14 protein-coding genes are annotated in these 11,750 nt (G+C 43.3%); 6 read left to right on the top strand and 8 right to left on the bottom strand.

From position 1 onward, the window contains the following. Positions 1–135 precede the first annotated feature (135 nt). Complete coding sequence (locus tag ACGHEH_RS14465; protein WP_390446506.1) at positions 136–678, top strand: gamma carbonic anhydrase family protein; 543 nt, start codon at positions 136–138, stop codon at positions 676–678. Here the strand turns inward: ACGHEH_RS14465 and ACGHEH_RS14460 are convergent. Together ACGHEH_RS14460 and aroE are read right to left on the bottom strand one after the other, a co-directional pair. After that, entirely contained in the window at positions 661–900 is a 240-nt protein-coding gene (locus ACGHEH_RS14460; protein ID WP_390446504.1) for a DUF1488 family protein, read from the bottom strand. The genes ACGHEH_RS14465 and ACGHEH_RS14460 overlap by 18 nt on opposite strands. A 1-nt stretch (position 901) precedes the next feature. Next, positions 902–1,720, bottom strand: coding sequence for a shikimate dehydrogenase (gene aroE / locus ACGHEH_RS14455; protein ID WP_390446502.1), 819 nt, complete (start codon positions 1,718–1,720; stop codon positions 902–904). A 23-nt stretch (positions 1,721–1,743) separates the two neighbouring features. On the opposite strand from aroE, the gene ACGHEH_RS14450 reads away from it, so the two are divergent. Both ACGHEH_RS14450 and ACGHEH_RS14445 read left to right on the top strand, forming a co-directional pair. Further along, complete coding sequence (locus ACGHEH_RS14450; protein ID WP_390446500.1) at positions 1,744–2,202, top strand: group II truncated hemoglobin; 459 nt, start codon at positions 1,744–1,746, stop codon at positions 2,200–2,202. A gap of 103 nt (positions 2,203–2,305) precedes the next feature. After that, entirely contained in the window at positions 2,306–3,913 is a 1,608-nt protein-coding gene (locus ACGHEH_RS14445) for a methyl-accepting chemotaxis protein (protein WP_390446519.1), read from the top strand. Between the two features lie 76 nt (positions 3,914–3,989). Here the strand turns inward: ACGHEH_RS14445 and hemF are convergent, their stop codons facing one another. From hemF to ACGHEH_RS14415, 6 genes are all read right to left on the bottom strand, one after another. Continuing rightward, complete coding sequence (gene hemF, locus ACGHEH_RS14440; RefSeq protein ID WP_390446498.1) at positions 3,990–4,904, bottom strand: oxygen-dependent coproporphyrinogen oxidase; 915 nt, start codon at positions 4,902–4,904, stop codon at positions 3,990–3,992. 2 nt (positions 4,905–4,906) lie between these two features. Further along, the gene (locus tag ACGHEH_RS14435) at positions 4,907–5,476 is read right to left on the bottom strand and encodes a Sua5/YciO/YrdC/YwlC family protein (RefSeq protein ID WP_390446496.1); all 570 of its coding nucleotides are present in this window, start codon (positions 5,474–5,476) and stop codon (positions 4,907–4,909) included. Beyond that, the gene (locus ACGHEH_RS14430) at positions 5,476–6,042 is read right to left on the bottom strand and encodes a type I DNA topoisomerase (protein WP_390446494.1); all 567 of its coding nucleotides are present in this window, start codon (positions 6,040–6,042) and stop codon (positions 5,476–5,478) included. The genes ACGHEH_RS14435 and ACGHEH_RS14430 overlap by 1 nt, the downstream gene beginning before the upstream one ends. Before the next feature lie 89 nt (positions 6,043–6,131). Continuing rightward, on the bottom strand, positions 6,132–6,605 hold the full coding sequence (locus ACGHEH_RS14425; RefSeq protein WP_058028302.1) for a DUF494 family protein: 474 nt from the start codon (positions 6,603–6,605) through the stop codon (positions 6,132–6,134). A gap of 2 nt (positions 6,606–6,607) precedes the next feature. Then, complete coding sequence (gene dprA / locus ACGHEH_RS14420) at positions 6,608–7,705, bottom strand: DNA-processing protein DprA (protein ID WP_390446492.1); 1,098 nt, start codon at positions 7,703–7,705, stop codon at positions 6,608–6,610. 37 nt (positions 7,706–7,742) lie between these two features. Beyond that, a complete protein-coding gene (locus ACGHEH_RS14415) occupies positions 7,743–8,864 on the bottom strand; it encodes a LysM peptidoglycan-binding domain-containing protein (RefSeq protein ID WP_390446490.1) in 1,122 nt (373 codons plus the stop codon). A 118-nt stretch (positions 8,865–8,982) separates the two neighbouring features. Between ACGHEH_RS14415 and def the strand changes: the two genes are divergently transcribed. The 3 genes from def to rsmB are packed head-to-tail and all read left to right on the top strand — an operon-like array spanning position 8,983 to position 11,747. Next, positions 8,983–9,492 (top strand): peptide deformylase, encoded by a 510-nt coding sequence (def, locus tag ACGHEH_RS14410; RefSeq protein WP_390446488.1) that lies wholly within the window; start codon positions 8,983–8,985, stop codon positions 9,490–9,492. Between the two features lie 27 nt (positions 9,493–9,519). Beyond that, complete coding sequence (gene fmt, locus ACGHEH_RS14405) at positions 9,520–10,464, top strand: methionyl-tRNA formyltransferase (RefSeq protein ID WP_390446486.1); 945 nt, start codon at positions 9,520–9,522, stop codon at positions 10,462–10,464. Beyond that, positions 10,464–11,747 (top strand): 16S rRNA (cytosine(967)-C(5))-methyltransferase RsmB, encoded by a 1,284-nt coding sequence (rsmB, locus tag ACGHEH_RS14400; RefSeq protein ID WP_390446484.1) that lies wholly within the window; start codon positions 10,464–10,466, stop codon positions 11,745–11,747. The genes fmt and rsmB overlap by 1 nt, the downstream gene beginning before the upstream one ends. Positions 11,748–11,750 lie beyond the last annotated feature (3 nt).

The following is an 11,750-nucleotide window of genomic DNA, read 5'->3' as shown; positions in this document are numbered from 1 at the left end:
GTACTTTAATGTTGTAATTTTGGTCACATCTGAGTGTTAACTGCTATTTTTAAGCTATGGTAAATTTCTCGCTTTGACTCTAAACTAATTACAAAGCATAAATAACATCTCAATAAAACTCGGGGCTCTACACAAATGATAAGAAGTTATAAAGGGATCTATCCTAAATTAGAGAAGTCGGTCTATATTGATGAATCAGCCGTTTTAGTCGGTGATATCACTATTGGTGAAGATAGTAGCGTCTGGCCTCTAGTTGCAGCGCGAGGAGATGTTAACTATATACAGATCGGTGAGCGCACTAATATACAAGATGGTAGCGTACTTCATTTAACGCGTAAGACCGCTAACAATCCTGATGGTTACCCGCTTATTATCGGTGATGATGTGACTGTTGGTCATAAAGTAATGCTACATGGATGTAAGCTTGGTAACCGTATATTAGTAGGCATGGGTGCTATCGTGATGGACAATGCGATTGTCGAAGATGATGTCATCATTGGTGGCGGAGCATTAGTACCACCTAATAAGAAACTTGAATCAGGCTATTTATATGTAGGTAGCCCGGTGAAACAAGCTCGCCCGTTAACTGACTCAGAATTAGCCTTCTTGAAAATATCTGCGCTCAATTATGTTGAGTTGAAAGATGATTACTTAGCAGAGTCAGACTCGGCTAAGTAATACTTCCCCTTCTGCTGAGTAGCTTTCTTCTTCGATAAGCGCCTCAGCTTGCATTTCATAATCAAATTGATGCTCTGCAAAGTGTGCTAGCGCTGTCGCCTCTTCTCCTTCAAATGCAACACAGCAACGAATGATTAAACCAGAATTCATCGCTGTGAACTCTATTCTTTGCTGAGTCGCATTAAACCTGGCATCATCATTAAATAAGATTGCTTGATTCATGTTAGCCCTTAGCAAATGTATTTATTACCGGAGTTAATTCAGGCATATCACCTTGCCAAAGGTAGTATGCTTCTGCGGCCTGCCCTATTAGCATACCAATTCCATCTACTAACTTGGTATTTGAGTTAATAGACTCGACCCATTTCAAGAAGCTAGTTTGCTCATTGCTATAAAACATATCGTAGGCAAGGTGACATTGTGTAAAAGCAGCCTCCGATATATTTGGAAACTCACCGGTCACACTCGATGAGGTTGAGTTAATCACCACTTGATAAGTCGAATCGGACACCTCGTCTAAGCCAACCCCTTTCACATGACCATAAGCAGAAAACTGCTCGGCCAATATCTCAGCTTTCTCTTTGGTGCGATTCGCAATGGTGATGTCTTTTACCCCTGCTTGAAGTAAAGGATAAATACACCCTCTTGCTGCGCCACCCGCACCAATAAGTAATACAGATGCGCCATCTAGTTTGCATTCATTACGAATTAAGTCAGCCACTAACCCAGCGCCATCGGTATTATCACCGAGTAACCGACCATCATCTAACTTCTTAATAGTATTCACAGCGCCCGCTAGCTGTGCCCTTTCTGTGAGTTCATCCACGAGCTCAAATGCACGCTCTTTAAAAGGCAAGGTGACATTGGCTCCCTCACCGTCTTTATTTGTGAAAAAGTCTTGTGTGAATGCTTCAAATTCATCTAGTGGCGCTAGCAAAGCTTGATAATCTATTTGCGTTGAAAACTGCTCTGCAAATTGCCTATGGATCTGTGGCGATTTAGAATGTTTTATCGGATTACCAAATACCGCGAATTTACCCATTAAATAAGCCCAGTGAATTGTTTATGAAGCAGCTAATTAAACGCATCTTCAACAAAGATGCAAGTAAAGAACAAGAGAGTAATATGCACGAGACCCCTACAGTGGAAAAATCACCTTATGAAATTTTAGGTGGGGAAGCAGGTGTTAAAGCCTTAGCAGATCGCTTTTACGATGTAATGGCAGAAGAAGAATACGCAAAACCACTATATGACATGCATCCACAACCTTTAGATAGAATACGTTTAGTCTTTTTTGAATTTCTATCTGGTTGGTTAGGGGGCCCTGACCTATTTGTTGAGAAATACGGACACCCTATGCTGCGTAAGCGTCATATGCCCTTTGCAATTGACAAAGACTTAAGAGATCAGTGGATGTTTTGCATGAATAAAGCACTCGAAATCGAAGTGGATAACCCGCTGTTAAGAGTGGGGCTAAGAAAGTCTTTCGAGCAATTAGCCACACATATGATAAATAAGGACTAAACTATTAATCAATTGTTAAATTAGCTGTGGCTCATTTGCGCTGCATCAAGCTCCTGTTCTCTAAAATTTGCATAATTGAATGACATATGAGTTTGATTGAATAATTACTGTGAAATCGATACAACATAAAATTTATGTACTTTTAGCGATAACGGGCGTACTTGTACTCATAGCCAGTATTTGGAGTAGCTCAGATCAGCAACAAAAGCTTGCTCAAGAGACCGTCGCAGAGAATATCAAGTTATTAGCCGATAACTACTTTGATTCTATTAATACCATGATGCTGACCGGCACGATGGCGAATCGTGAGATACTCAGTGAAAAACTACGCGCTCACCCTAGCATCGAAGATGCCCACATTATTCGAGCAGAGTTAATCAACAAACTTTACGGTCCTGGCAACCCCAATCAGGCTCCAACCAGTGATGCTGAGCGTGATTCACTGAGGGGTAAAGAAACTTTAGTCATTGAGCAACGCGATGATATGCGTGTAATGACATTTCTTAGACCTATGATTGCCAGCAGTGACTATAAAGGCACGAACTGTTTGGGTTGTCACATGGCCAAAGAAGGCGATGTCTTAGGGGTTGTTCGCATTAGCTATTCGCTAGAAGACATAGATAACACAGTGACCAGCAATACTTGGTTAAGCACAGGGTTAATGTCGGCCATTTTCGTCTCAGCGTTTGTCATTTTAGGCATGCTATTTAGAAAACTATTTATTGTGCGTCTAAAAAACCTTGGCCGCACCATGCGCCTTGCTACACAGAATAAAGATTTAAGTCTTCGTATTGATGATGATATTGACGATGAGCTTGGCCGTTTAGCGACGAACTTCAATAAAATGATGACCTCGTTTAAAGAAAATATGGCGCAAGTCTCCCACTCTTCTCATGTGCTTATTCGCTCGGCAGAGAGTATTTACAACTCAGCAGATACCACAGAGCAAGCCATCTTAGCGCAAAAGCAAGGCACAGATTCAGTTGCCGCTGCGATTAATGAATTAGAGAGCTCATCAAGCGAAGTTAAGAATACTACACATTTTGCCTCAGAAAAGTCGGATTCAAGTAATCATCTAGCAGAAGAAAGCATGGCCGTTGCAGAGCACACCGAAGCAAGTATTAATCAACTTGCGCAGGATGTTCGCCAAGCCGCAGAGCAAGTTAGTCAATTACAAAACCAAACCCTTGAAGTGGGTAAAGTACTTGAAGTGATCAGTAGTATTGCTGAGCAAACTAACCTGCTAGCACTTAACGCAGCAATCGAAGCGGCACGAGCGGGTGAAGCAGGTCGAGGCTTTGCAGTGGTTGCCGATGAAGTAAGAACGCTGGCAACTCGTACTCATGACTCTACGGATGAAATAAAGCGCACCATTGAAAAACTGCAAAGCGAAGCAGCGCAAACCGTTCAGGCGATGAGTGCATCTTGTGAAGAAGCGGATGACAGAGCCTTACAAGTGAAAAAAGTCGCACAGGCATTAAAAGATATTTCAAATCAGATGCATGAGATTAATGACTTAAACGTACAAATCGCCGATGCCACAGAGCAGCAAAACCTGGCAGCAGAAGAAATTAATCACAGCGTCATTGGTATTCGTGATAACGCGGAAGAATCTTTAAAAGATGCGCACCGCAGTAAACAAGTCAGTGAAGAACTCCTGACATTAGCGCGCTCTTTGGATGAGCAAGTGCGCAGCTTTAAAGTCGATTAATAATAAGCTTCTTTTATAAAAAAAACGGCGCTCACTCGAGCGCCGTTTTTTATGGACTGCTATTCAAGCTCTGAAGTTAAAGGCTTAACCAGTCTCTTGGCTTTAAGTAAGATTCATATAAATTGGCTTCTAATGAGCCGGCTTCTGGTGTGAAGTCATATTCCCAACGCGCCAATGGTGGCATCGACATTAAAATTGACTCAGTACGACCACCGGTTTGTAAGCCAAACAAGGTACCACGGTCCCACACTAGGTTAAATTCAACATAGCGACCACGACGATAAAGCTGGAATTGACGCTGCGCATCATTCGTTGGCGTGTCTTTACGTTTTTCAATGATTGGTAAGTAGGCATCTAAGAAACCATTGCCCACTGCTTGCATAAAGTCGAAGCTCTTCTCAAACCCCCACTCATTGAGATCATCAAAGAATAGACCACCTACGCCACGGGTTTCACTACGGTGTTTTAAATAAAAATATTCGTCACACCACTTTTTATAATCGTTATAAACAGTATCACCAAATGGATCACACAAGTCTTTTGCGACTTGGTGCCAATGCTTAACGTCTTCTAATACAGGATAGAAAGGTGTTAAATCGAAACCACCTCCAAACCACCAAATAGGTGCTTCGTCTTCTTTTTCAGCAATGAAAAAGCGCACATTGGCATGACTCGTAGGAATATGTGGGTTTTTAGGGTGAATAACCAAAGACACACCACAGGCATGGAAACTACGACCTGCTAACTCCGGGCGATGTGCTGTTGCCGAAGCCGGCATTGACGCACCAAATACGTGAGAAAAATTAACACCTCCCTGCTCGATTACGTCACCATCACGAATAACACGGGTACGACCACCGCCGCCTTCCGCTCTTTCCCACGCATCTTCAACAAATTTCGCTTTACCATCAGCTTGCTCTAAGCCTGCACAAATTGTGTCTTGTAATTGTAATAAGAAGGCTTTGACTGTTTCTAAATTTACTTTTGACATGCTTACTCTCTAATTAGCTGTGTGGTAAAGGCATCTTTAATTTGACTTGGTTTGGTTTCACCACCAAGTGGCCCTTCAACATAAAAGTCGATTTGATCGTTAAATACTGCTTTTACTTTGTCTAGTGTTGCTTCTGGTTGTTGCCCTGCAATGTTTGCACTGGTCGACACCAGCGGCTTGCCAAACTGCTGACAGAGCTGCTTCACCACCGGGTGTGCACTAACACGTACCGCGATTGTCGAATGAGTACCGGTTAACCACTTAGGGGTTGAAGATTTGGCAGGTAGAGCCCAAGTAATGGCAGCTGGCCACGAAGAAAAAATCTCAGCGCGTTTATCCATAGGGATTTTGTTTTCATCAACATAAGGTAAAAGCTGAGCAAAATTATCGGCAATTAAAATTAGCCCTTTCTCTTCTGCTCTTAGCTTTAACGCCAAAATACGCTGCACAGCACTGTGATTATCAGGGTCACAACCAAGACCATACACAGCTTCTGTTGGATAACAAATTACGCCACCAGCACGCAATACAGCTTCAGGCGTATCTTTGCTGGTTTGTTGTTCATGGCTCACTATGATTTCTCTACTTTATGTTGGCAGGATTTCTGCGGACATTGTAACACAGCTTTATCGCCACGAGATTTCTCAACCATTACCCCCCAACCGCATTGCGGGCAAGTTTCGTCGACTGGGTGTTGATTTAAACTATACTTACAACTTGGGTAGGCATCACATGAGTAAAATTGTTTACCGAATTTATTGTTACGAACAACGAGCTTACCCTTTTTGCACTTAGGGCAGCTTGGTAAACCTTCTTCTTCGGGCTCGTCTTCATGCACAATAAAATGGCAGGTAGGGTATCCGGTGCACCCAATAAACATACCATAGCGACCGTTACGAATAACTAATGGTTCACCACACTCAGGGCAAGGAGAATCGTCGAGTACTTTGATGTCGTGATTATCATGCTGGGCGAGAGAACGAATATAGTCACACTTAGGGTAACTGGCGCAGCCTAAGAAAGGCCCATTCTTGCTGTGCTTCATCACCAGCTCAGAGCCACATTTAGGACAAATTTCATATTCCTTTTCTAATGCATGTTTATCAGCATTAAATAAAGAATGATCAATCTTACTCATACATGCCACCCACTTAGCTCGGTTTGAATTGCGCCTAATATAACCGTGCTAAAGTTAGGGTCAAGTATTGTGCATCAATAAAAGTACGTCTAGTGCAAGTACTCCGTGGGCTCATCGAAGATCAGATCTTCCATTTGCGCATAGGCTTGCTCTTTACCTGGCACATTAAAGAGCACCATTAGGATCACCCACTTTAAATCATCTAGACTGATCTCAGCCTTTTCAAGGGCCATTAATCGGTCGATGACCATTTCACGTGTTGTGCTATCAATCACACCAACTTGCTCGACAAACATTAAAAAACCACGGCTTTCAACATCCAGAAGCTGGCACTCTTCTTCGGTATAAATACGGATGGCTTTATCGGCCGTCGCATTTAAGTAAGGAATTTCATCGCTATGTTGTAAATCTGCTAATTGCTCCAGCCAATCCAAGGCTTTGTAAATCTCATCTTGATTAAAACCAGCACGTAATAGCTCGTCAGTTAATTCGTTTTGTTCAACAAAAATATCCGATTCAGAATGGATATAGTTCTCAAATAAGTACATTAAAATATCAAACATGATTAACCCCTCGCTAATTTTATGTAGCCTTCCGCAGTGCGGGCGACTTTATCTTCGAGTTCGAGATCCAGCAGTCGTGCTAATACTTTCTCTACTGGCCATTGAGTTCTATGGGTTATGACATCGACACTGGCCGCTTCAAAACCAAGACTCTTTAATATTGGGCAATTCTCCTCACTATCTTCTATTGGGGCATTTTCTGCCCTTTCTATATTATATAGACCGTTATTTGGCAAAAAGCTCACTTCTTCTAAAATATCGGTCACGCTTTCTACTAACTTTGCCCCTTGTTTTATCAGGTGATGACACCCTGCTGCTAGCGGATTTCTGATAGAACCGGGTATCGCAAACACTTCTCTATTTTGTTCAAGCGCATACTTTGCTGTGACTAAAGAGCCGCTTTTTATTTCTGCTTCAACAATTAATGTACCTAGCGACAACCCCGATATGATCCTGTTTCGCCTCGGAAAATGATGTTGGTTTGCCACAGTTCCCGGCAAAAACTCACTGACAACAAGCCCTTGCTCTGCCAATTGTTGATACAAATAGTTGTGTCGTTTGGGGTATAGCACATCGACCCCCGTACCTAGCACCGCAATGGTATTGCCGTTACCTGCGAGTGCCCCTTTATGCGCCGCGCCATCTATGCCCATAGCCATGCCAGAGGTAACCGTTATACCTGAACGCGTTAATTGATAGGCAAACTCAGAGGCGCACTCCAACCCTGGCGGTGTTGCGTTACGACTTCCCACAATGGCAATTTGCGGCTCATTCAGTAATGTAATATTACCTTTGCAAAAAAGAATTAAAGGCGCATGACCGGTTTGTTTCAGTAAGCTTGGGTAAGCAGTATGCTCGGTATGAATAATTTGAATATTATGTTGTGCACAAAACAGCTGTAATTGCTCAATGCGGTTTAAATCAGGATTAATAATTTGCTCAGCGATGGCGGGATTTATGCCTATTTCGATCAGTTCATCTAAAGGAGAGTCGAATAGTTCAGTCAGGCTCAATTTACTTTCTATGGCTGAGAGCGTTGCACTGCCCAGCCCTTTAGTTAAATACAGTATCAGTCCTTGTAACTGTGAAAGTGTTGCCATACTCCCTCCTTAGAGTATTTCATTTATTAGCTTAAAGTTAATTAGCGCTAATGGTATCTCCCACTCTGATTGGTTGTTGAGAGCGAGTCACCATCGCATAGCTAATGTTGTCGTAAACTTTAAATACCATCAGCTCACCGACTTTTTCTTTTGGCATCGTCCACACAACACTGTCTTCGTCGTTTTCAGTACCAAACATTTCTCTAAAGCCAGTAATAAACTTTTCTAGCTTATTAGCGTCTTCAACGTAGCGCGGGCCATGTTTGCCTTCAATAACTGTAGGTGACTGTTTGTTAATATCAAGAATATGGCCTTCTTTAAGGTTGTCGTCACGGCCACGATTCAATACCACAATGGCAGTAGAACCAAATTCACGCATCTGGTTATCGCTTGAAATAATCGAGCCATCGATGGCTTCGGTAGGACGCATCATATTAAATTGCGCCGAAAAGCTTTGATCTACATTAATCGGCATCAGTACATCATTGGTTTTGATTTCTTGGCGAACCGTTTCTATCTCAACTTTTGCCGGATGGCCCGCTTCAATGTCACCACCAAATAATACTCGAGCCGTCCCCACTAAACGCGACTCATACGCTAAGATGTCACCATTTTCAGGATCTATGTAGGCCTCACCACGACGGTAAATGCCATAGTTCGCAGATGGATTAAGATTACCTTTCACATATAGCAGCTGACCTTGAGTGTTACGCAGTACGTTGCGGTTTGACCCCAATACAATTGGCTTGCCATCTAGGTCATCGGCCCCAATGGCTTGGTCGAAGCGCAAAAACGGCTCTATCATGGCTAGAGGAAGTGTTGGAATAGCTGTGTTTTTTTGCACCACAACACGTGTACGAGGAGAAAGCTTCTTCATCCCTTTCTTTAACACTAGACGCGGGTTACCTTGGGCATCATATTGCAACGCCAAAACATCGCCAGGATAAATTAAATCTGGATCATCAATTTGCGGATTCCATTGCCACAATTCGGGCCAACGCCAAGGCGTGTTTAGATACATGGTCGAAATGTCCCACAAGGTGTCGCCTTTTTTCACCACATATTGTTGTGGCGCATCGGCTTTCAACTTTAAAACATCAGCCATGGCCGAAAATTGAGCGCCAACAGAGAGCATTAACGCAGCAATGGAATATTTCATCAAAGCTTCCTTGAGTTATTTTTCGATATTATCAACCAAAACCTGTAAAAGGGAAACGTGAATGGCTAAAATGAAAGCATACACGAATGCATATATAGCTCAATAGTAAAAGGTAACCATGGCTAAGTTAGAAGTATTAAGATTCCCAGATGAGCGTTTACGCACAGTTGCAGAGCCTGTGGCTGAAGTAAACGACGAGATCCGTCAAATCGTTAGAGATATGCTTGAAACCATGTACGACGAAAATGGCATTGGTTTAGCAGCTACTCAAGTTGATATTCACAAGCGTATTGTGGTGATCGATGTATCAGAAGAAAGCAATGAGCCACTGGTATTAATCAACCCAGAGATCATCGCGAAAGATGGCTCTACTATCAGTGAAGAAGGCTGCTTATCTGTGCCTCAATCATACGCAAAAGTTGACCGCGCAGAGCAAGTCACAGTTAAAGCACTAAATGAGAACGGTGAAGAGTATACCTATGAAGCAGATGGCCTACTGGCGATTTGTACTCAGCACGAACTTGATCACCTAATGGGTAAATTATTTATTGATTACCTATCGCCACTTAAGCGCCAGCGTATTCGCAAGAAACTTGAAAAAGAAGCACGCTTAGCAGCTCGTTCTTAATTTAACCTGACAACATTGGAATATTCTGTGACTCAACCATTACGTATTGTTTTCGCTGGTACGCCTGATTTTGCTGCGCGCCACCTTCAAGCACTTATCGATTCAGAGCACCAAATTGTTGGTGTGTATAGCCAACCAGACCGTCCTGCGGGTCGCGGTAAAAAACTCAAAGCCAGTGAAGTAAAAACCTTAGCACTTGAGCATGATTTACCCGTTTATCAGCCTGAATCATTTAAAAGTGAAGAAGCACAGCAAGAGTTAGCCAGCCTAAACGCCGATATAATGGTTGTTGTTGCTTATGGCCTATTATTACCCAAAGTGGTGTTAGATACACCTCGCCTTGGCTGCGTTAACGTGCACGGCTCTATTCTTCCGCGTTGGCGTGGTGCCGCGCCCATTCAGCGCGCACTGTGGGCGGGTGATGCCGAAACAGGTGTAACCATAATGCAAATGGATGAAGGCCTAGATACAGGCGATATGCTGCATATTGCGACTTGCCCGATTACCGCAGAAGATACCAGCGCGAGCCTTTATACTAAGCTTGCCGAGCTTGGGCCACCTGCACTCATTGAAACGCTCAACAGCATGGCTGCAGGCACTGCGGTTGCAGAACCTCAAGATGATAACCTTGCTAACTACGCAAAAAAACTCAGCAAAGAAGAAGCTGACATTGACTGGCAAATGGATGCAGCACAACTAGAGCGTAACATCCGTGCATTTAATCCTTGGCCAGTATGTTTTACCCAAATGCAAAAAAACACCGTGAAAATTTGGCAAGCTGATGTTGTTGAACAAAGTGGCGAAGCGGGTACCGTATTACATGCCGACAAACAAGGTATCGTGATCGCATGTGGTGAAAATGCCCTTCGTATCACGCAACTGCAGCCGCAAGGTAAAAAACCAATGTCTGCACAGGACTTCTTAAACGGTCGTGCTGAGTGGGTTGCCGCTGGTAATAAGGTAGGTCAATAATGACCAATGTGCGCGCCCTTGCGGCGCAAACCCTATTTCAGGTTGTCGATAAAGGTCAATCGCTGAATACTCAGCTTCCGCTTGCTGCAAAAAACTTATCACCAAAAGACAAAGCGCTATTACAACAAATTTGTTACGGCGTTTTACGCTACTTACCAAGTTTAGAAAATTACTGCCAGCAACTGCTAGAAAAGCCGCTTAAAGGTAAAAACCGCGTTTTCCAATTTTTACTTTATGTAGGTATTTATCAGTTACAGCATATGCGTGTGCCTGAGCATGCTGCCGTTGCCGAAACAGTAAATGCATTGATGCAAATGCGCGCCGGTGGTCTTAAAGGTTTGGTCAATGCAGTACTACGTAACTTCCAACGCCAGCAAGATACCTTAGAAGAAAGCAGCCAAGGTAATGATGTTTTAACATTCAATCACCCGGGCTGGTTTATTAAAGCAGTTAAAGAAGCCTACCCTGAACAGTGGCAAGATATTCTTGAGCAGAACCAATTACAAGCGCCTATGTGGCTGCGTGTTAACCAGCACATGGGCAGCACAGAAGAATACTTAGAGGCACTTGATGAAGCGGGTATACGCGCCGAGCACTATCCTGAATATCAAGACGCCATCATCTTAGATAAAGCCTGTGATGTAGCCAAGCTACCTGGCTTTAAACAAGGTGCGAGTTCGGTGCAAGATGCTGCAGCCCAGCTCGCAGCACGTTTACTTGAACCACAAGATAACGAGCGTATATTAGATGCGTGTGCAGCGCCTGGCGGTAAAACCTGTCATATTTTAGAGCTTGCCAAGGCAAACGTTGATGCACTAGATGCTGACAGTGATCGCTTACTTCGAGTTGAGCAAAATCTTGATCGTATTGGCCTTGAAGCAAATTGTATTCATGCCGATGCGAGTCAGCCAGATACCTGGTGGGACGGTCAGCAATACGATCGCATCTTGCTCGATGTGCCCTGTTCAGCCACAGGTGTAATTCGTCGCCACCCTGATATCAAATGGCTTCGTAGAAAAACTGACATTGACGATCTTTCCGATCTGCAAGGTCAGATCCTGAAAAACATTTGGCCACTGTTAAAGTCTGGTGGTACGTTACTGTATGCAACTTGCTCAGTACTACCAAAAGAAAACAAACAGCAAGTCGCACAGTTTTTAGCTGACAATAGCGACGCCATTCACCAGCCTCTTCATGAGAGTGACACACCTGAAGCACCCGGCTTACAGTTGTTACCTGGTTTAACCGATGGCTTTTATTACGCAAAAATAATTAAAAAGTAATTA

The organism is Pseudoalteromonas sp. MTN2-4 (assembly GCF_042848605.1).
Lineage (GTDB): Bacteria > Pseudomonadota > Gammaproteobacteria > Enterobacterales > Alteromonadaceae > Pseudoalteromonas.
The sequence above is the reverse complement of the archived record's forward strand: the minus strand, read 5'-3'. Positions and strand labels throughout refer to the sequence as shown.

Excerpts from the sequence above, each read along its gene's own strand:
- ACGHEH_RS14465 (WP_390446506.1), top strand. The coding sequence starts at position 136 with ATGATAAGAAGTTATAAAGGGATCTATCCTAAATTAGAGAAGTCGGTC.
- ACGHEH_RS14460 (WP_390446504.1), bottom strand. The coding sequence starts at position 900 with ATGAATCAAGCAATCTTATTTAATGATGATGCCAGGTTTAATGCGACT.
- aroE (WP_390446502.1), bottom strand. The coding sequence starts at position 1,720 with ATGGGTAAATTCGCGGTATTTGGTAATCCGATAAAACATTCTAAATCG.
- ACGHEH_RS14450 (WP_390446500.1), top strand. The coding sequence starts at position 1,744 with ATGAAGCAGCTAATTAAACGCATCTTCAACAAAGATGCAAGTAAAGAA.
- hemF (WP_390446498.1), bottom strand. The coding sequence starts at position 4,904 with ATGTCAAAAGTAAATTTAGAAACAGTCAAAGCCTTCTTATTACAATTA.
- ACGHEH_RS14430 (WP_390446494.1), bottom strand. The coding sequence starts at position 6,042 with ATGAGTAAGATTGATCATTCTTTATTTAATGCTGATAAACATGCATTA.
- ACGHEH_RS14425 (WP_058028302.1), bottom strand. The coding sequence starts at position 6,605 with ATGTTTGATATTTTAATGTACTTATTTGAGAACTATATCCATTCTGAA.
- dprA (WP_390446492.1), bottom strand. The coding sequence starts at position 7,705 with ATGGCAACACTTTCACAGTTACAAGGACTGATACTGTATTTAACTAAA.
- ACGHEH_RS14415 (WP_390446490.1), bottom strand. The coding sequence starts at position 8,864 with ATGAAATATTCCATTGCTGCGTTAATGCTCTCTGTTGGCGCTCAATTT.
- def (WP_390446488.1), top strand. The coding sequence starts at position 8,983 with ATGGCTAAGTTAGAAGTATTAAGATTCCCAGATGAGCGTTTACGCACA.
- rsmB (WP_390446484.1), top strand. The coding sequence starts at position 10,464 with ATGACCAATGTGCGCGCCCTTGCGGCGCAAACCCTATTTCAGGTTGTC.